Origin of the sequence: Cryobacterium sp. TMT2-14 (assembly GCF_004402465.1) — a bacterium.
GTDB classification, from domain to species: Bacteria; Actinomycetota; Actinomycetes; order Actinomycetales; family Microbacteriaceae; genus Cryobacterium; species Cryobacterium sandaracinum.
The window spans coordinates 53,655-71,821 of sequence record NZ_SOFV01000014.1; the positions used below are offsets into that span (position 1 = coordinate 53,655).

The window sequence follows — 18,167 nt, forward strand, 5'->3', positions numbered from 1 at the left end:
TGGTCATCCCCATCGTGCCGATCCTGCAGTTCATCTCCGGCGTCTACCTGCAGTTCTACCTGCTGCCCGACTGGATGCAGAACGCGGCCAGCGTATTCCCACTGAAGTGGATGGCGCAGGGCATGCGCGGAGTGTTCCTGCCCGACAGCTTCGCGAACCTTGAGCAGAGCGGTTCCCGGGACTTTCCGCTGATCGCGCTGAGCCTGCTCATCTGGCTGGTGGTGGGGCTCGTGCTCAGCCGGGTCACGTTTCGCTGGATCCGCAAGGACACCTAGGAGCGTGACTCCTGAATGGCTTGTTGTGTCGCTCACGGAAGGTCAGAGCTGACCGCACCGCGTGGACACTGTTCATCACAGGATGAGCACCGGGCCCGGCGTCGAACCAATTCGACGGAGATTTTGGGCCAAACACCCATTTTTGAGCCCAAACGCGCTGTTCAGAGTGAAATCTCCGTCGAATTCGTTCGGGACGAGTTGCGGCAGGGCCCAGACTCGACCGACATGGCGTTTGCAGCGCACGTCCATCCCGCGTCGCGGTCCACTGCACGCCTGCGTCGGCCTCCAGAACAACGACCTCGGAACCCCGAGCCGCGAACCCCCATCGCCCGCAGCCATCAGGGCTCACTCACCGAACGACACCCGGCATTGTCGGCTCGGGCCACCGCGAGCACACTGGCAGCATGACCGACGCACCCGAGAGCCAGACGACGCCGTCGGCCGCGGGGCCCGGCACTCCCCCCACCCCCTCCGACGGGAGCAACGACTTCTTCGCCGCAATCCGTTCCACGGGGATCGTGCGCGGGAGCGACCGTTGGCTGGCCGGCGTCTGCGGCGGAGTCGCACTGCGAGCTGGGCTGAACCCCACGCTGGTGCGAGTTGTGACCATCGCGCTGGGCGTCCTCGGCGGTCCGGTTCTGTTCACGTGCGCGGTCGGCTGGGCTCTCCTGCCCGGCCCGACCGGTCGCATCCATGCCGAACAGGCCGTTCGCGGCGTCTTTCCGCCCGTCATGATCGGGATCATCGCGCTGGTGGGCATCAGCTCTGCCTCCTACACGCGCAGCCTGTGGTGGCAGAGCCCGGCGGCCGTGCTGCCCGACTGGCTGGCGACCACACTCGCGGTGGGCTGGAGCGTCGGGGTGACGATCGGGCTCATCTGGCTGGTGTTCTTCCTGGCCCGACGCACCACGGCGCCGGCCGGCGGGTACCCGCACAGCACCGCCGCGGAAGGCATCGGGGCCGGTGTCGCTTTCGGGGCCATGCAGCCCGCCGAAGCAGCGGGCAGCTCCGGGACAGCCGGCACAGCCGGCGGCGCCGTCACCGTCGGCGGCCCTGCCGCGCCACCACCCGGACGCGGCTCCTGGCGCGACCTTCGCCCCGGGGCCGGCTTCAGCGCGATCGTGCTCGGGTCGGCATTGCTCTGCGGCGCGGTCGCCGCCGGTGTGTGGTCGGGCGGCAACTGGTCGGATGCCGCACTGGTGCTGGGCCTGGCCGTCACGCTGGGGGTGCTGGCCGTTGGCATCATCGTGTCGGGCATTCGCGGAAAGCAGAGCGGCGCCCTGGGTGGGTTCGCCTTCCTTGCGGCGGTGGCCCTGGTGCTGCTGGGCCTATTCCCGAGCGGCACCGCGTTCTTCCTGGTCGGCATCCCGGTCTGGACGGTCAGCGCCGATGCCGACGCTGCTCCCCCGGGGTATGCCGTGCTCTCCGGCCGGGCCACCATCGATCTCACGGCCCTCAACGCGGCGAGCGTGGAGGACCGCACGATCGATATCTGGATGGGCGTGGGCGTCACCGAGCTGATCCTCCCCCGCGGCCGGGCCGTGCTGGTGGAGACGAATGCGCTGGCCGGCAGGATCGACTACGTCGGCGGCTCGGTCGCCGTGCAGCAGGGCGGTGCCTTCTACTCTGACTCGCGTACCTTCAACGACGACGGCACCGGCACCGTGGCCCGCGTCCGCGTCTGGACGGCGCTCGGCCAGGTCACTGTCGTCGGCCCCTCGCGTCTGGAACCCTGATGACCACGACCCCCGACCCGAACCAGCCGCCGAACGAGCCGCCGAACCCGCCGTTCGCCCGGCCGCTCGACGATCAGCCCACGGATGCCGTCACGTCCGTGACGGCATCACCTGACCCCGCGCCCGCCGAGCCCGAGGGCCATGGGGAGAGCGGTCACGAGGTGGAGGTTGAGACCACCCGTGCAGCCCCGGCTCACACGGTCGCCTGTCCGAGCCCCATCCCTGACTACGCGATGGAGCCCTCCGTCGAGCCGCCAGCGACGGCACCGGCGTTTCTCGCCTCGGACCCGCCGTTTCCGGTCGCGCCGGTGCCGACGGCCCGCGCCGCGGCCCCGACCGCCGCCGCCGCCGAACCGGCGTACCCCGAGGCATCCGTGCGACCCCTCCGCCGACCCCTGTTCAGCACGATCGTCTGGGGAGTGATCCTGCTCGCCCTGGCCGGCTACGTGCTGATCGGGGTGCTGGCGCCTGCTCCCGCCGATCCCACGCTCTGGCTGCTCGGCGGCGTGATCGTGATCGGACTCCTGCTAATCGTGGTCGGCATCATCGCAGCGCTCCGCCGCGCCGGCTGACGCCCCCGCCCGCGCTCACACCCCGGTTTGACGGCTTCAGGCCCGCGAGAGCGGCGCGGGCCGCGCTAGGCGTCGAGGCCGACGAGCACGGGCTCGGGCTGCAGGATCACGCCGAACTCGGACTGCACGCGAGCCTCCACCAGCCGGGCGAGCTGCGCGATCTCGTCGGCGGTGGCCCCGCCAGTGTTGGTCAGCGCAAGGGTGTGCTTGCTGGAGATCGCGGCGCGGGAGCCCGGCAGCCGGAAGCCGCGCGAGATCCCGGAGTGCTCGATCAGCCAGGCGGCGCTCAGCTTCACCAGCGGCACGGACCGCTCCCCGGGGATCGGTCCGACGCCGGCATACTCGTCGAGCGGGATCACCCGGTCGGGCAGTTCCTGCTCGCCGAGCGGCCAGCGGGGCACGGCGTCCGGCAATGTGCGCGAAAACGCCAGCGACACGATCGGATTGGTGAAGAAGGAGCCGGCGCTGCGGGTATCGGCGTCATTCGGGTCGAGCACCATGCCCTTTCCGGCGCGCAGGGCCAGGACGGCGCGCCGCAGCTGCGCGAGCGGCACCCGATCGCCCAGCTGCACGCCGAGTGCGGTCGCGAGCTGCGGGTAGGACACCGGCCGGCTGAGCGCGCCGCCGAGAACGGATGCCTCGCTCTGCGTGTCGTGCAGGTTCAATTCGACCGCGATCACCAGACCGCGGAGCCCCTGTTTCAGAGCCGAGGTGCGGTAGCCCAGTTCGAGCTCGCCAGCCTCCATCCGTCGCCGTTCGCCACTGTCGTAGTCGAGGAAGTCGATGGCAGCCAGGCTGTTGCCGAGTTCCTGGCCGTAGGCGCCGATGTTCTGCACCGGGGAGGCCCCGGTCGAACCGGGGATGCCGGAGAGTGCCTCGATACCGGACCAGCCCTGCGCCACGGTGTAGGCCACCAGCTCGTCCCAGGGCTCGCCGGCCTGCACTCGCAGCACCAGCCGGTCCGGGTGATCAGACGGCGAAGGGGACGCGGGAGAGGAAGCCGAGACAACGTCCACCCCGCGGGTCAGCACCCGGATCACCGTACCGTCGAAGCCCTCGTCGGCCACGATCGTGTTCGATCCGCCGCCGAGCAGCAGCCACTCATCGCCCGAGGCCCACACGATCAGGGTCTGGTCGACAAGGTCCTGCTCGGTGGCGGGCGACACCATCCGGGCGGCAGGGCCGCCGACGCCCATGGTGGTCAGGTCGGCAAAGGTCGGCGCGGAGGCAGCGGGGCTCGTCATCGGGAACGACCACTCAGACCAGGCGCACGCGTGCCTGCGCCTTGCCCAGCACAGTCACCTCGCCCGACGACACGATGAGGTCGATGCGGGCGACGCCGGCATCCGTGTCGATGGCGCCGACCTTGGCGACCACGGTCACGACCGCCGCGCCGTCGGCCGGCACGAGCACGGGGCGGGTGAACCGCACCTGATAGTCCACGATGCGGCCGGGGTCGCCGACCCAGGCGACGACCGGCTGAACGGCGAAGCCCATGGTGAGCATGCCGTGCGCGAGCACGCCGGGCAATCCCACGGACACGGCCACGTCGTCGCGGTAGTGGATGGGGTTGAAGTCTCCGGATGCCCCGGCGTAGTGCACGAGGGAGTCGCGCGTGAGCGGGAACGTGCCCTCGGCGACGACGTCTCCGACGGTCAGATCAGCGAGGCGGGGCGTAGCGATGATGGTCATTCGTCTCCCCTGACGACAAGGGTGGAGGTCGCGGTCACGACGTGCGCGCCGGCGGCGTCGACGATGGTTGACACGGCCGTCACCATGGAGTGGCCGCCGAGGCTCTTTACGCCGGCCACGTGGAGCGTGGCGGTGAGTTCGTCACCGGCCACGATCGGGCGGCTGAACGTGAACCGCTGGTCTCCGTGCACGACGCGGGTGAAGTCGATGCCGGCATCCGGGACGGCCAGAAGCTGCGCCAGGGTGGCCTCCTGAACGACCACGGCGAATGTGGGCGGGGCGACGACGTCGGCGTAGCCCGCGGCGCGCGCGGCCTCCGGGTCGAGGTTGATCGGACTCGTGGCAAAGATCGCGCGGGAGAACTCGCGCACCTTCTCCCGGCCGACGAGATAGGGGGCGACGGGCGGGAAGACCCGGCCCTGCAGTTCGGGGTTGACAGACACAGACCGAGTTTACCGGCCTCGGCCGGGGACGGCGCCATCGGGCAGACTGGCTGGTGTGAAGATCAAGCGCGTGCGTCTGGGTGACCCTGAGGTGGTCCCGCTCCTGGCCGACCTGGCGCGGGAGTATGACGAGCGCTACGGCGACGGCGACTCGGTGCACGACGTGCCGGCGGATGCCTTCGCCCCGCCGAGCGGCACCTTCCTCGTGCTGCTCGATGGGGGCGTGACGGTGGCGGGTGGCGGCATCCGTCGCCTGAGCGAGACGACCGGCGAGGTGAAACGGATGTGGACCAACCCGGCCTACCGCCGGCAGGGCCACGCCGTGGCCCTGCTCGCCGCCCTCGAGGAGGTGGCGCAGCAATTCGGCTACCGGCACCTGCGCCTGGAGACGGGCCACGCGCAGCCGGAGGCGCTCGCGCTGTACCGGCGCCTCGGCTACCGGGAGATCGGCAATTACGGGATCTACGAGAACGCGACCGGGTTCGAGCGCACGTTTGCCTCCCCGGAACGCCCCGCCTGACAGTCCGGCATTGGCCTGCGACACGCCCGCTTGCTAGCGTAGACACGTCATGCCTAACAAATTAGAGCCACATCCCGACCTTCCCATCGACCTGCCCACGGCCGAACGCATCCATGCGGCCGTCGCGCATTATGGCGAACAGGCCGTCATCGACAATTCCGTCGCGCTACTCCGCGCCAAGAACGCCGGCAAGGACTTCCTGCTTTACGCCGGCGGACGCCACGCCCTGGGCATCCTCGAAGGTGCCCCCGCCCTCTACTGGCCCGAGCTGTGGGGTGCCCGTGCGCTGCTCTACGTCTGGGGCGATTCGGCAGCACCGTACATCGTCGTCGGCATGAACAACCAGGCTTGGCGGGTGCGCGAGATGTGCGCCAAGGTCGTCCTGCTGCGCGGCCTCGAGGTGGCGCCCAAGCTGGTGCGCCTGACCACCGACGAGGTTCCGCGCGTGCGCGCCGCGGCCCTGCATGCGCTGGCCGCCCAGGGCACCGCCGACCACCTCGCCACCATCGTGCAGCGTCTGCGCGACCCCGACAAAGAGGTGCGCCGCGCGGCCCAGCAGGCCCGCGACGTGCTCAACGCACGGTGGAACCTTACGGTCGAGCAGGGCCAGGGCACCGAGCAGACCCACGGAACCCGGCACACCCACCCGAGCGCGTAGCCGAGCCCGGAACCGGGACACACGCGCAGTACCGAGACGGGGGGTCCGGATGTTCCATCGCTTTGTGGCCATGGGCGACAGTTTCACCGAAGGCGTCGGTGACGACCTGCCGGGCGGCCAGGTGCGCGGCTGGGCCGACCTGGTCGCGCTCGGGCTCGCCGCGGCATCCGCCCACCCCGTCTCCTACGCCAACCTCGCCGTGCGCGGTCGGCTGCTCGGCCCGATCGTGGCGGAGCAGCTGGAGTCCGCGCTCGCGCTCGGCCCCGACCTGCTCAGCATCTGCGGCGGCGGCAACGACGTGATGCGGCCGCGGGTCGAGATCCCCTATGTGGTCGACCTGATGCGGAAGGTCGTCGACCGGGCCGAGGCGCAGGGCGTGCACGTGCTGGTGCTCAGTGGCGGCAATCCCTCCCACCACCTGCCGCTCGGCAACCTGATGCGCCGGCGTGGCGATCAGCTGGCGGATGCCGCGCGCGCCGCCTTCGACCGGCCGGGCGTCACGCTCGTCGACAATTGGGCCGACTCCGAGCTGGAGCACAAGCGGTTCTGGTCGGTCGACAAACTGCACCTCAACGCGCTCGGGCACACCCGGGTGGCCACAAACGTGCTGGCCGAGCTGGGGGTGCCGGTTCCGGTGGAGTGGCTGGATGCGCCCGCCGCGGCCGACGAGCAGGTGCAGAGCACGACCGCGTATTACCGCGAGTTCGTGCTGCCGTGGATCGGACGCCGGCTCACCGGACGCTCCTCCGGAGACGGCCGCCCGCCCAAGCGGCCCACCCTGGAGCCGGTCGATGTCGGCTGATCTTTCCGGAAGGGGCGCCCGCGCCGCGACCAGGCTGCCGCGTCGGGCCCGCATCCGGCCCGGGAGAGTCGATTTGCGTCCCCTCACGCGCGCGGATTGACGGCGATCGATTTTCGGCGGTAGATTGCATCGATAGTCATCAATGTATGTAGGTCTCAGTCGAGGGAGAACACCATGAGCGAGAATAGTAACCCGGTGCGCGAAGAGGTGCGGGCCCGCTACGCGAGCGTGGCCGTCTCGGTTACGAATGAGGGGCGTCGGTCGCTGCTCACCGAGACGCCTGCCGCCGGCTGCTGCGAACCGGCCACCATCGACGAGAGCCTGGTTTTCGGCTCCGCGCTCTACGACGACGCGTCGACCGCTGACCTCCCGGGCGCGGCCCTGCTGGCGAGCCTCGGCTGCGGCAACCCCACGGCGGTCGCAGACCTGCAGGCCGGCGAAACCGTGCTCGACCTCGGCTCGGGCGGAGGCATCGACGTGCTCCTCTCCGCCCGCCGGGTCGGCCCCACCGGGTTCGCCTACGGCCTCGACATGACCGACGAGATGCTCGACCTTGCCCGGCACAATGCGGCCGCAGCCCAGGCGCAGAACGTCCAGTTCCTGAAAGGCACGATCGAGGAGATCCCACTGGGCTCCGGCAGCGTCGACGTCGTCATCTCCAACTGCGTGATCAACCTGTTGACGGACAAACCCGCCGTGATCGGCGAGATGTTTCGCGTGCTACGGCCCGGCGGCCGCGTCGGAGTGTCCGACGTCGTGGCCGAGAACCACCTCGCTCCCGCCCAGCGGGCCGAGCGCGGCTCCCACGTGGGCTGCATCGCCGGCGCGCTCTCGATCACGGAGTACAAGTCCCTGCTCGCCGCCGCGGGCTTCGAGCAGGTGGGCGTCACCCTGACCCACGGGGTGACCGACGGGATGCACGGCGCCATTGTGCGGGCGGTCAAGCCGGCCGGCGCCGCCTAGACGGGCCAGCGACGCCTAACCCGCGGTGGGTACGCGCAGCAGGGCACCCTCCCGGCGGCAGGTGGCGGCCGCGATCAGCATGGCGTCGGCCAGCAGGGCCTGCCAGCCCGCGGCATCCGTGGGCACGCCCCTCGTCAGCATGGTCTGCACGGCCCCGGCGAGGGTGGCGTCGCCCGCGCCCATGGTGTCGACGACGGCGCCGGGAAGCACGGCGATCGGCTCGCTGACCCGCAGATCGGCGCCGCAGGCAACGGATGCCCCCGCGCGCCCGGCCGTGGCCAGCACCGTCTGCGTGCCGGCAGCCAGCAGCCGCTCCCGCAACTCTTCGAGGGTGCTGCGGTAGAGCAGCTCGGCGTCCTCGTCCCCCACCTTCGTGAGGAGGCTCCGGGCAGCGATTCGTTCGAAGTTCGCCACGAACAGGTCGCCGTCGGCGAGCATGCCCGAACGCGGATTCGGGTCGATCACGAGGCGGCGTTCCGGCTCCGCGACCGCGGCGATGAAGGCATCCGTCTGGGCCGTGTCATCGAAAGGGAAGCAGCTCACGACCACGAGGCGGGCATTGTCCAGGGCCGCGCGCTCGGCCGGGCCGAACTCGATGCGGCGCTTCCGCGCGGCCTCATTGAAGGCGTAGGTGGGCTCGCCGTCGGTGCGGTCGGAGGTGGCGCGGGAGCTGCCAAACGGCCCGGGTGTGGCGACCAACGTCACGTCGTGCGCGGCGAGGAACTCGCGCAGCCGGGCACCGTCGGCGTCATCGCCGACCATGGCGATCAGGGTGGTCGGCACACCGAGCACGGCCAGGCCGACGGCCACGTTGAGGGCGGCGCCGCCGGGGAACTCCAGGCGGGACCCCGGGCTCAGCATCTCGTCGATGAGTGCGTCGCCGACCACGACCACCCGGTTCTGCTCAGTCAGGCTCTGCTCAGTCAGGCTCTGCTCAGTCAGGTTCCGCTCAGTCAGGCTCTGCTCAGTCATTCGCTCTCTCCCTTGCCCCTGCCAACAACCCTGTCGCACCAAGCCTAGGTGAGTGAGTCCTCATCGATATTGAACCAATTCGACGGAGATTCTCGTGCAGAACTGCTTTTTAGACGCGTTGAGGAGCAACTCTGGCAAAATCTCCGTCGAATTCGTTCGGGGCGCTAGCCCGAGCCGGCCTGTGTCACCCCGCGTCACCCCGAGTCAGCCCGCGAAACCAAATGCGGCCGCGTTTGTCCAGACCCTTCCGCCGGGCGCGGCATCGTCGTACGCTCGAACACAGGCAGGGTGGCTCCCCGAACACCGGTCCTTAGTCCCTGATTGCAGGGTCCGTATGAGACCGGAGCGAAGCACCCCTCGTCGGGGGCAGGACATCATCGGGGTGACCTGCCCCCACACTCCGACACGTAAAGTCGGAGCATGGCTTCCGATGCACCCACCCCGTGGATCTCCGCCGACGAGATCTTCGCCCGCGTCGGCGTCGGCGCCGCGGCGCGCGCCCTGCAGGTCGCCGTGCGGGCTGGGCTCGACCCGGCGCTTGATTTCAGCCGCAGCATCCTGCCCCTCGACCGGGGCCAGCTGCTGCTCATGCCGTCGCAGTCCGCGGAGTTCGTGGGCGTCAAGATCGCCACCGTTGCGCCGGGCAACCCGCAGCTCGGCCGGTCACGCATCCAGGGCGTCTACCTGCTGATGGATGCTGTCACGCTCAGCCCGGTCGCCCTGCTCGACGGCATCGCACTGACGACCCTGCGCACCCCGGCGGTGTCGGCGGCCGTCGCCGACCTGCTCGCGCCCGCCGAGGTGGAGCACCTCGTGGTGTTCGGCGCGGGACCCCAGGCGCGCGGGCATGTCGAGGCGATGCGCGCCATCCGCCGGGTCGGTCGGGTCACCGTGGTCGGCCGGCACCCGGGCCGCGCCGAGGCACTGGCCGAGCAGGTGCGGGCGGGCGGGCTGCCCGCGCAGACCGGCACCCCCGGCGCCGTGGCCGACGCTCAGCTCATCGTCTGCGCCACCACCGCCCGCACCCCGCTGTTCGACGGGTCCCTGGTGCCGCGGAACTCCTGCACGGTGGCGGTCGGGTCGCACGAGCCCGACGCCCGTGAGCTTTCCAGCGAGCTGATCGGACGCGCGCAGGTCGTCGTCGAAGACAGCCAGGTCGCGCTGCGGGAGGGCGGCGACGTGCTGATCCCGCTCCGGGAGGGCGTGATCCAGGCCGATTCCCTGGTGCCGATGCGGGACATCCTGACCGGCACGGTCGCCGTCGACCAGTCGCGTCCCCGCGTCTTCACGAGCTCCGGCATGTCCTGGCAGGACCTGGTGGTCGCCCAGGCCGTCTTCCGCCCCTAATCCCACCGCGCGTGTACGCCGTTCATCACGGAGCGCCGTGTGTAGCGTCGAACCAATTCGACGGAGATTTTCTCATCAAGGCGCTGTTTCATAGGGTTTGAGACCGTTTCAGGCAAAATCTCCGTCGAATTCGTTCGGGCTGGATTTAATGCAGGCGAGCGCGCGCGCTCGCTGAGCTGCAGCCGAACCCGGCTTCAGCCGATGGCCGCGGGCGACGGATGTGACCGGGCCGGCACCGCGAGCACGTCGGCCGCCGCCCGTAGTCGGTGCCCCTGCTCCACCCGCTGTCCCCACGAGGTGCCCGCGATGATCAGGCCTGCCCCGAGCACCGCCACCAGGCCGAGGTTCTCACTGCCGAGGCTCACCCCCACGACCACCGCCCAGACCGGTTCGGTGCCCATCAGCAGGCTGGCCCGCGCGGCCGAGGTGTGCCGGATCGCCCAGGTCTGGGCCAGGAACGCGAACACGCTGCAGGCCAGACCGAGGTAGAGCACCCCGAGCCAGGCGGCCGGACCGAAGGCGCCGATCGCCCGAAGTGTTCCCGGCGCATCCGCTGCGGTGAACGCCAGGGCACCCACGGCGGCCTGCACCAGCGTGATCGTGAGCGTCCCGGGCCGGCGGCCGGCGTCGTCGGCGCGGGTCACCCGGCCGACCATGGTGACGTGCAGGGCGCGCACGAGCGCTGCGGCGAGCATGAGCAGGTCGCCAGGGTTCGGGGCGCGAAAACCATTGCCGGAAACGAGCAGCGCTACCCCGACGACCGCGAGCACCGCAGCCACGAAGAACGAACGCGGTAGCCAGTTGCGCGCCGCGACCGACTCGAGGATCGGGGTGAGGATGATCGTCAAGCTGATGATCAGGCCCGCGTTGGTGGCCGAGGTCACGGCCACGCCGGCCGTCTCCAACCAGAGAATCGCCGCCTGGGTGAGCCCGAGCAGCGCGCCCCCGGCCAGCTCGGCGCGGGTCGGCCGCCGAGGCCGGCTCAACGCCCAGATCAGCAGCAGCGCCAGCGCAGCCACCAGAAAGCGCAGCGCGAGCACGGCGCCCACACTCGCCTGCTCGGTCAGCACCTTGGCGGCGAGGTAGCTGCCACCCCAGACCAGCGCGACAAGCAGCAGGACGGCGTCGATGCGGTAACGTCCGAGCCGCGGGAGGAAGGTCATGGGCCAATGCTGCCGGGCGGCATCCGTTAAGTCCAGATCACCAATTCTGAACTAACACTTTAGTGTTTGCTTATGGATCTGCATCAGCTCTTCATCCTGCGGGAACTCGGCGAGCGCGGCAGCGTCGCCGCGGTGGCCCGCGCGCTGTTCGTCTCGTCGTCGGCGGTGTCGCAGCAGCTGTCCGCGCTGCAGCGCAGCACGGGCGTGGCGCTGACCGAACGACGCGGGCGCAGGCTTGTGCTGACACCCGCCGGCACGGCTCTCGCTACCGCCGCCGCCAGCGTGTCCACCGCGATGGCCGCCGCCGAGCAGTCGGTGGCACATTTCCACGAAGAGCCGGCCGCGCCGGTGAGCCTGTCGGCGTTCCACAGCGCTGGGCTGGCCTGGTTCGGGCCTCTGATCTCGCGATTGGCCAGTCCGGCCGGACCCACCGGGACGCCAATCCGGTGCGGCGACGAGGATGTCGCACGGCAGGATTTCCCGGCACTGGTCGCCGACTATGACCTCGTCATCGCCCACCGGCTGCCTTACGATCCCCTCTGGCCGCAACGGGTCACGGTCACCCCGCTGCTCTACGAACCGCTGGATGTGGCGCTGCATGTCGGACATCCTCTGGCCGGTCGGTCGTCGGTGTCGGTCGCCGACATCGCCGACGAGCCCTGGATCGCCGGGCACCCGGGCTTCCCGCTCGCGGAGGCGGTGAATGTCGTCGCGGCGAGCGCCGGGCACCCCCTACGGATCGAGCACCGCATCAACGAGTTCTTCGTGGCGGCCTCCGTGGTCGCTTCGGGGTCCGCGATCGCACTGCTGCCCCGGTACACGATGGCCCCGGCGCCAGGGTCCGGCCTGGTGCTGCTGCCGATCGACGACCTGCGGGTCGGCCGCCAGATCGACGTTCTCAGCCGCCCCGAGACGCTGCTGCGGGCGTCGGTGCGCCGGGTGCTGGGCGAGCTGCGAGCGGTGGCCGGCTCCCGCACGGAATGACCGCTGCGTTGAGAGGATGTCCGACTCACCGGCATGGTCAATGTCGCCGAGGTCTTCCAGCGGACACCCTACCCCGCGAGAGCGGGGACGGGCGACGGATGCGTCGCCTCACCAGTCGACGAGCTGCGCCCTGTCTCGCTGCACATCGAACGTGAACTGCTGATGCCTGACCATCGCGGGGATCTCCCACACCAACCAGATGGGGACCAGCAGGAACAGCCACAGCCCGGCAGGGGTCTGGAGCATACCGAAGACGGCGACGAACCCTGCGGGCGGAACTGTGATCACGGTATCGGCCCCCCTCAGTGCCTTTGGGCGGGAGGAAATGACTACCGTCCATTGATGCTCCGGGTGCGGATACGCAACGGCGCCGACCGTGGAAACAGCAGAGAGAGAACTTACCCGCGATCCCGGGCCGCGATCCGTTCGAGCTCGTCGCCGATGCCGATGTCGGCCACGACGATTCGTCCGGCCAGGCTCGCCGCGGGTTCCCGCAGCAGACCTGGTTTGCAGCCTCCGAACGTCACCGTCAGGTGCGCGGGCAGCACGGTGGGGTCCGGCACGGCGCCGTCGTCGACGCCGATCCCGCTGGGCGAGTCCACCGCCACCACGAGGGGCGCACCGGGGTCGTGCAGCGCGGGAAGGATGGCCGCCACCACCTCACGAGCCCGCCCGCGGAGCGCCGGGCTGGTGCTCGTGCCGGTGCCGAGGATGCCGTCGAGGATCACGGCGGATACCCGCGCCACTCGGGCGAGAGCGGCATCCGTTTCAGCCAGGGGCAGCAGCGCCGCCCCGGCCGCCAGGGCAGCGCTGAGGCCGCCGTCGTGGAGCTGTGCCGACGTGGGCACGATGGTCACCAAGGCACCCTGCGCGGCCAGCAGCGCGGCCGCGTGCAGGGCGTCGCCGCCGTTGTTCCCCGCACCGGCCAGCACCAGCACCCGCGCGTCCGGCACTCCCCCGCTTTCCGTGAGCAGCTCCTCGAGCAGGGCCGCCGTCTCCGCGGCGAGCGCGGCCGATGCCCGCTCCATCAGAGGCACGCCCTCGGCCAGGAAGGGAGTCTCGGCCTCGCGCATCTGGGCGGCGGTGTAGGTTTTCACGTCGCCAGAGTACTCCCGCGGCGGTGCGGCTCACGGCACCGAGGGCGACCGGCCGAGCCCTGCCGAGATCTGTCCGTGCCCCCTCGTGCCACCCGGTTCGCACCCGTCTCCCATCCTGACCGGGCATGCTGAAGTCCTGATCGCCCGCCACTCCGGCCGGCGCGCGACAAGAGAGCTGAAACAGTGGCCGGCGCACGCGGCATCACCCTTCCGAAACTGACTCTGGCCACCGAGCGGAGCCGCCCGGCTCCCCCGCGGCCCTTCCTGCAGCGCGGCCGCCGCTTCGCCGAACTCGTGCGTATCGCCCGGAAGAATGGACTGCTGCCGGTGCGGCGGCTCGACTTCACGACCAACCCGAGCGGGGCAGCCGTTCGCGCCGTGCAGGCCGAGGGTCTGCGGGCCGCGCTGGAGGAGGCCGGTGGAGCCTTCGTCAAGATGGGCCAGCTGCTCTCCACCCGATCCGACTTCCTGCCCCCGGAATTCGCCCGGGCCCTCGCGACGCTTCAGCAGAGCGTGAAGCCTGCCCCCTGGGGCGAGGTCGAACGGATGCTGGAGGAGGAGTTTGGCGGACCCCTCGCCGGCGTCTTCGCCAGCTTCGATCCCGACCCCATCGCCGCGGCCTCCATCGGCCAGGTGCACCGGGCGACCCTGATGAACGGCACTGTGGTGGCCGTCAAGGTGCAGCGGCCCGGGATCGTGCCGGAGCTGCGGCGCGACGTCGCCATCGCCGTGCGGGTGACGAACCTGATGAGCCTGACGTCTCCGCAGGCCAGAACTCTGGGCATCAAGGCGGTCGCCGAGGACTATGCGGCCGACCTCGTGCGCCAACTGGACTTCCGGCTGGAGGCGCTGAACCTCTCGGCCATGCGCGCCCTCCAGCTGCGCGGCCCGCGGGCCGGCGACCTGCGTTTCCCCGAGCTGTTCGAGTCTCTGTCCAGCGATCGCGTGCTGGTGATGGAGTACCTGGTCGGCGACACGTTCAGCGACCTGAACGAGACGTCCGACGCGCCTCGGGCCGAGCTCGGCGCCGCCATGCGCACCGTGCTCAGCGCCTTCGTGCGCCAGATCGTCTTCGACGGCGTCTTCCACGCCGACCTGCACCCCGGCAACATCATGCTGCTGGCCGACGGCACCCCCGCGCTAGTCGACTTCGGATCGGTGGGCCGGCTCGACCTGCAGCTGCGGGAGACGATCCAGGAGCTGCTGATCGCTTTCCTCCAGTCCGACACCCAGCTCATCGCCGACGGGCTCCTCAAAGTCGCCCCGCTGCGGGACGGTGCGGACGAGAAGGCGTTCCGCCGCGAGCTGAGCGCGTTCATCACGTTCGAGTTGGGGCCCGGCGCGCGGGTCAGCGTGCTGACCGTGGATGTCCTGGTGGCTATCCTCACCCGGTACGGCGTGGGAATCCCCGCCGAGTTCGTAGCGGCGGCGCGGGCGTTCGCGGTGCTCGAGGGCACCCTGCGCTCCAGCATGCCGGAGTTCGACCTGCTCGAGGAGTCCCGCAGGCTGGCGAGCGTACAGATCCGCGACCAGATGGCGCCGGCAAACGTGCGCGAACTCCTGACCACCGAGCTTCTGGCTCTGCTGCCCAGCGTGCGCCGGCTCCCCCGGCGTTTCGACCAGATCGGGCAGGCCCTCGAGATGGGCAACCTCAACGTCAATGTGCGGCTGCTCGCGGACCAGAACGACCGGCGGCTGCTCACCGGGCTGGTGCGGCAGAGCCTGCTGGCCCTGGTCGGCGGGGCCGCCGGGGTGATGTCCCTGGTCTACCTCACGACACCCGCACCGGCGGACCCGGGGGTCATCAGCACGGTGACGGCCGGGTTCAGCCTGGGTGCCGGCTCCGTGGTGCTGCTGGTTTCGGCGTTCGCGGATTCGCTCGTGACCCGCAGCCGCGCGTGACCCGTGCGACTGAATCGAGCGACTGCCACGTGCGACTGCTACGCGCGTCGGGAAACGACGAAGGCCCCGCCTGAGGCAGGGCCTTCGTCATACGTTCTGGGAGCGGGAGCGGGAATTGAACCCGCGACACAATCATCACAATCGTTCCGATTCAATCAATCGACCCCGCGCTACGAATCTGGTCGTAGCGTTCCGAAATGACGACCTGGATATTGCGTTTTCGCAGCATGGCCCGGTGCGCTTTGGCCGAGTAGGCCTTGTCTGCCAGCACCCGGTCGGGTCGAGTGCGGGCCCGTCCCGGGCCGATCCGGTCGACGCTGAGCGAAGCCATAATCTCCGTGAGCATTGGCGAATCCCTGCCCGGTGCGCAGAAGAACCACAAGCGGGCGCATTTTTCCGTCGCAAAGCTGATGAATCTTGGTGGTCAAACCGCCGCGAGAGCGGCCACTGGCATGATTAGGAGGCTCTTCCAACAGATTCGTGTACTTCGACAGGGCCCCCGTGATGCGCGGAAGGTTCGTCGCATGTTGATGCACCCGATATCTTCGGAACCAGGCGGCCCTGCAGCTCAACGTGCTGGGAACCCTGTTGGCTCGGGCGGAGCGGTATCGGATCGAGCGGGAGGTGTGGGCGTGGTGGCAAGCCGCACTGACCACCATGATGTCAACGCCCAGATCTCGGCCGCGGCGCCCGCATGTATCGAGCCGGCCGTTGTTTGGGGCGAGCACGCCGGGTGAGCGGTTGTGGCCGCGGTATCCGCGAGCCAGCACGAACCGGGCCGATCACCGTTCCGCGCTCGATCTGGTGGGCGCGGGCCTGCTGAGCCCGGAGAACCGGTGGCAGCACCTGGGCGAGGTCGCGTAGGTGATTCCATCCGCGGAGACAGTCTTGGTCAGGTCTTCAGGAATGCGGCCTTGGAAGAATGCGAGAACTTCGCTGATGTCCGGTTCGTCCCACAGGGAGTTCTCGGGGGCGCTGATCAGCTCGCTCATGGGCCCCGCGATTAGTTTCACGAAGATCGTTTCCCGGTGATATTGACCGTGGGCAGGTTGAGTGATTCGGTTGTCTGACTAATGCCGAGGGCGGTGACGAGGTGGAAAAGTGCGCCGGAGAGGGCATCAGCGGTGAGGAAAGATGCCCCGCTGGAGGAGATTCGCCTCATGAGCTCACTTTTCCCCCACCCCGCTGGGTATTCAAGCCCCCGTTGGGATGAGGTCACCTAGGAATAGTCTCAGTCCAAGCTCCGGCGTGACATTGGCCCCGCTTCCACGCTGAGCTTCCCTGTCCCCGGCCCCGGCACGGAGACAGCACCTTGCACAACCAAGCTCATGCCCTTTCGGAACGCGACGAAATAGCGGCGCAGCCGTCGGAGCCATTTCCCGGTGGAGCTGCTTCGCGGCACAGAGATTGTAAAGTGGTATCGCTCTAAATGATGGCGGCTACGCCAGCACAACCGTAGGGACCCGCGTTCGCGGGCACCGCGTCTCGCGTCGTTATAGGCGGCTTAGGACTCCGAGTGCGTCATCGAGTGCACTCGAGATTGAGCGGCCTGCCGGGTTGCGGTGCCATTGTTCAAGTGCGGAGAAGTAGCCGAAGACTAAGGCAGACGACTTGATGTGTGCTTCCGAGGTGGTGAGTCCACCGGATGCGGCGAGGATTGGAGCGATCCGATCGACTGCGTTGGCCAGCATCTCGTAGGAAGACCTGCGGACGGATGGTTCGTCGAAGAAGTAACGGATGCGTCGACGCGCAAGGCTCCCCTCCGGGATGTGCTGATCAGGTGCTGGCTCAAACCGAGCCACGATGGCGCGCACCGTGCCGAGTAGGTCAGTGACGTCGATGACAGCAGCAAGTTCGGCCTCGCTTAGGGTGTCGAAGTCATCGGCAAGGACGATCCCTTCCTTGGTGCCGAAGTATCGGTAGACCGTAGAAGGAGAAACCTCGGCAGCTTCTGCAATGTTCTCGACTATTACGTGCTGGAAGCCACGCTCGTCGAACAAGTCCAACGCTATCTGTTGAATGTGACGCATCGCCGCGCGTCGCTTGCGATCACGCAATCCTAATGCCATCTCCCCATGATACTACTAGTGACTTGCATTTGACTTGCAGTGCCATAATTTTATATAGTCACAATCAACTGATAGTCACCGTCGAATGGGGTGTTATGAAGACGGAACGCACGGCATCGCGGCAGGTCGCGTTGTCGATCTGTGTTGGTATGGGATTGGCTGGGACGGTAGTGGCCCTCATCTTGATGGCTGTCGACCAAGTGAGTAGTGACAGTATTGCCGCCCACGTCCAGGAGCTCTACGAACCGTTTGGCAAGATCCCTGACCCGATTGTTCCCTGGATTTTCTTGTACAGCATCTTCGCGGTCGGGGTGGTCGGGTGGGCGATCGCGTCCGTTGGCGCATGGCGCAAAGCATGGTGGTCTCGGTGGTGGTGCGCGGCCACCTTCTGCGTGGGTAGTGCGCTGCTAATTTTTGCGGCGGTTGTCTCCGAACACGGCTCCCCCATCCTGCCGCTGCCGTGGCGCACAGTGAGCATCGCCGTGGCCGCGGTCGGCGCGATCACCACAATGATCGCCTGGCTTCCCACCACTGATCGGATAACGGAATGAGCATCCCCACTTCGTCCACGCGCCTGGGGTAAGTCTCCTCACCAGAATGAGGTCTTCGTTCAAGCCGGATAACCCTGTGTCCACTAACCACGGCCAAAGCTACGCCGCCGGGTCCACCAGTGGCGTGTTTGGGTGGTGCTAGGTCTGGTGGGGGCCTTGGGCTGTTTATAGCGCCCGCCCAGACTGGTGCTGTGAGGCTGGTGATCATCACGGGCTGTGCGGTCCCCGACGCACACGGCGCCGTGGCCTATTCCGCAGGGCAGATCCGCCGGCAGGTGCTCGAGGTGATGGGAGCGAGAGGTAACTGTGCACCCGACTCGCGGCACATCGCCGAGTGCGGATACCTGGTGAGCCTGGTCGCGACAAGTCAGACCGCCTATGAATCGCTCGGCCGCGGAATTCGCTTTCGCGCCTGCAACAC

General features: G+C 68.8%; 22 protein-coding genes, 1 tRNA gene and 1 pseudogene. 11 read left to right on the plus strand and 13 right to left on the minus strand.

All coding sequences use genetic code 11. The features are described from left to right. Positions 1 to 14 precede the first annotated feature (14 nt). From E3O28_RS05760 to E3O28_RS05770, 3 genes are all read left to right on the plus strand, one after another. Entirely contained in the window at positions 15 to 275 is a 261-nt protein-coding gene (locus E3O28_RS05760; RefSeq protein WP_134415397.1) for an ABC transporter permease, read from the plus strand. A 404-nt stretch (positions 276 to 679) separates the two neighbouring features. Beyond that, the gene (locus E3O28_RS05765; protein ID WP_104100753.1) at positions 680 to 2,011 is read left to right on the plus strand and encodes a PspC domain-containing protein; all 1,332 of its coding nucleotides are present in this window, start codon (positions 680 to 682) and stop codon (positions 2,009 to 2,011) included. After that, positions 2,011 to 2,583 carry a hypothetical protein gene (locus E3O28_RS05770; RefSeq protein WP_134415398.1) on the plus strand — a complete coding sequence of 191 codons (573 nt, stop codon included), beginning with the start codon at positions 2,011 to 2,013 and terminating at the stop codon, positions 2,581 to 2,583. The genes E3O28_RS05765 and E3O28_RS05770 overlap by 1 nt, the downstream gene beginning before the upstream one ends. Positions 2,584 to 2,648: 65 nt before the next feature. On the opposite strand, the gene E3O28_RS05775 is transcribed toward E3O28_RS05770, so the two are convergent. Genes E3O28_RS05775 through E3O28_RS05785 form a run of 3 tightly spaced genes read right to left on the minus strand, consistent with a single transcriptional unit; the run spans position 2,649 to position 4,718 of the window. Continuing rightward, positions 2,649 to 3,827 (minus strand): UDP-N-acetylmuramate dehydrogenase, encoded by a 1,179-nt coding sequence (locus E3O28_RS05775; RefSeq protein ID WP_134415399.1) that lies wholly within the window; start codon positions 3,825 to 3,827, stop codon positions 2,649 to 2,651. 13 nt (positions 3,828 to 3,840) lie between these two features. Beyond that, positions 3,841 to 4,275, minus strand: coding sequence for a MaoC/PaaZ C-terminal domain-containing protein (locus tag E3O28_RS05780; protein ID WP_104100750.1), 435 nt, complete (start codon positions 4,273 to 4,275; stop codon positions 3,841 to 3,843). Further along, positions 4,272 to 4,718 carry a MaoC family dehydratase N-terminal domain-containing protein gene (locus E3O28_RS05785; protein ID WP_134415400.1) on the minus strand — a complete coding sequence of 149 codons (447 nt, stop codon included), beginning with the start codon at positions 4,716 to 4,718 and terminating at the stop codon, positions 4,272 to 4,274. Before E3O28_RS05785 ends, E3O28_RS05780 begins: the two co-directional genes overlap by 4 nt. 55 nt (positions 4,719 to 4,773) lie before the next feature. On the opposite strand from E3O28_RS05785, the gene E3O28_RS05790 reads away from it, so the two are divergent. The 4 genes from E3O28_RS05790 (at position 4,774) to arsM (ending at position 7,661) form a co-directional block, all read left to right on the plus strand. Further along, on the plus strand, positions 4,774 to 5,238 hold the full coding sequence (locus tag E3O28_RS05790) for a GNAT family N-acetyltransferase (protein WP_158250258.1): 465 nt from the start codon (positions 4,774 to 4,776) through the stop codon (positions 5,236 to 5,238). Positions 5,239 to 5,287: 49 nt separating this feature from the next. After that, positions 5,288 to 5,896: a HEAT repeat domain-containing protein gene (locus E3O28_RS05795; protein ID WP_134342996.1), complete on the plus strand. Its 609-nt coding sequence runs from the start codon at positions 5,288 to 5,290 to the stop codon at positions 5,894 to 5,896. A 49-nt stretch (positions 5,897 to 5,945) separates the two neighbouring features. Then, positions 5,946 to 6,698, plus strand: a complete 753-nt coding sequence (locus tag E3O28_RS05800; protein ID WP_134342995.1) for an SGNH/GDSL hydrolase family protein — start codon at positions 5,946 to 5,948, stop codon at positions 6,696 to 6,698. Between the two features lie 174 nt (positions 6,699 to 6,872). Then, positions 6,873 to 7,661 carry an arsenite methyltransferase gene (arsM, locus tag E3O28_RS05805; RefSeq protein ID WP_134415402.1) on the plus strand — a complete coding sequence of 263 codons (789 nt, stop codon included), beginning with the start codon at positions 6,873 to 6,875 and terminating at the stop codon, positions 7,659 to 7,661. Positions 7,662 to 7,676: 15 nt separating this feature from the next. On the opposite strand, the gene E3O28_RS05810 is transcribed toward arsM, so the two are convergent. Beyond that, entirely contained in the window at positions 7,677 to 8,633 is a 957-nt protein-coding gene (locus E3O28_RS05810; RefSeq protein ID WP_134415403.1) for a PfkB family carbohydrate kinase, read from the minus strand. Between the two features lie 420 nt (positions 8,634 to 9,053). Between E3O28_RS05810 and E3O28_RS05815 the strand changes: the two genes are divergently transcribed. Continuing rightward, on the plus strand, positions 9,054 to 9,980 hold the full coding sequence (locus tag E3O28_RS05815) for an ornithine cyclodeaminase family protein (RefSeq protein ID WP_104100744.1): 927 nt from the start codon (positions 9,054 to 9,056) through the stop codon (positions 9,978 to 9,980). 194 nt (positions 9,981 to 10,174) lie between these two features. On the opposite strand, the gene E3O28_RS05820 is transcribed toward E3O28_RS05815, so the two are convergent. Further along, positions 10,175 to 11,143, minus strand: coding sequence for a DMT family transporter (locus tag E3O28_RS05820; protein ID WP_104100743.1), 969 nt, complete (start codon positions 11,141 to 11,143; stop codon positions 10,175 to 10,177). 72 nt (positions 11,144 to 11,215) lie between these two features. Here E3O28_RS05820 and E3O28_RS05825 point away from each other — a divergent pair, with 72 nt between their 5' ends. Then, positions 11,216 to 12,127, plus strand: coding sequence for a LysR family transcriptional regulator (locus E3O28_RS05825; protein ID WP_134415404.1), 912 nt, complete (start codon positions 11,216 to 11,218; stop codon positions 12,125 to 12,127). A gap of 108 nt (positions 12,128 to 12,235) precedes the next feature. On the opposite strand, the gene E3O28_RS05830 is transcribed toward E3O28_RS05825, so the two are convergent. Both E3O28_RS05830 and E3O28_RS05835 read right to left on the minus strand, forming a co-directional pair. Beyond that, the gene (locus E3O28_RS05830) at positions 12,236 to 12,415 is read right to left on the minus strand and encodes a hypothetical protein (protein WP_104100741.1); all 180 of its coding nucleotides are present in this window, start codon (positions 12,413 to 12,415) and stop codon (positions 12,236 to 12,238) included. Positions 12,416 to 12,525: 110 nt separating this feature from the next. Further along, the gene (locus E3O28_RS05835; protein ID WP_241973028.1) at positions 12,526 to 13,224 is read right to left on the minus strand and encodes an NAD(P)H-hydrate epimerase; all 699 of its coding nucleotides are present in this window, start codon (positions 13,222 to 13,224) and stop codon (positions 12,526 to 12,528) included. A 183-nt stretch (positions 13,225 to 13,407) separates the two neighbouring features. Between E3O28_RS05835 and E3O28_RS05840 the strand changes: the two genes are divergently transcribed. Further along, on the plus strand, positions 13,408 to 15,126 hold the full coding sequence (locus E3O28_RS05840) for an AarF/UbiB family protein (RefSeq protein WP_134342498.1): 1,719 nt from the start codon (positions 13,408 to 13,410) through the stop codon (positions 15,124 to 15,126). Positions 15,127 to 15,223: 97 nt separating this feature from the next. On the opposite strand, the gene E3O28_RS05845 is transcribed toward E3O28_RS05840, so the two are convergent. From E3O28_RS05845 to E3O28_RS05860, 6 genes and pseudogenes are all read right to left on the minus strand, one after another. Further along, positions 15,224 to 15,296, minus strand: a tRNA-Thr gene (locus tag E3O28_RS05845). Further along, positions 15,278 to 15,472, minus strand: coding sequence for a hypothetical protein (locus tag E3O28_RS16260; RefSeq protein ID WP_166784756.1), 195 nt, complete (start codon positions 15,470 to 15,472; stop codon positions 15,278 to 15,280). The genes E3O28_RS05845 and E3O28_RS16260 overlap by 19 nt, the downstream gene beginning before the upstream one ends. A gap of 34 nt (positions 15,473 to 15,506) precedes the next feature. Next, positions 15,507 to 15,596, minus strand: a pseudogene (locus E3O28_RS16900) (IS5/IS1182 family transposase); the annotation flags it as partial. Positions 15,597 to 15,908: 312 nt separating this feature from the next. Beyond that, complete coding sequence (locus tag E3O28_RS05855) at positions 15,909 to 16,139, minus strand: hypothetical protein (RefSeq protein ID WP_134415406.1); 231 nt, start codon at positions 16,137 to 16,139, stop codon at positions 15,909 to 15,911. Beyond that, positions 16,136 to 16,288 (minus strand): hypothetical protein, encoded by a 153-nt coding sequence (locus E3O28_RS16265; protein ID WP_158250256.1) that lies wholly within the window; start codon positions 16,286 to 16,288, stop codon positions 16,136 to 16,138. The genes E3O28_RS05855 and E3O28_RS16265 overlap by 4 nt, the downstream gene beginning before the upstream one ends. Positions 16,289 to 16,619: 331 nt before the next feature. Further along, positions 16,620 to 17,195, minus strand: coding sequence for a TetR family transcriptional regulator (locus tag E3O28_RS05860; protein WP_104100737.1), 576 nt, complete (start codon positions 17,193 to 17,195; stop codon positions 16,620 to 16,622). Between the two features lie 95 nt (positions 17,196 to 17,290). On the opposite strand from E3O28_RS05860, the gene E3O28_RS05865 reads away from it, so the two are divergent. Continuing rightward, entirely contained in the window at positions 17,291 to 17,746 is a 456-nt protein-coding gene (locus E3O28_RS05865) for a hypothetical protein (protein ID WP_134415407.1), read from the plus strand. Positions 17,747 to 18,167 lie beyond the last annotated feature (421 nt).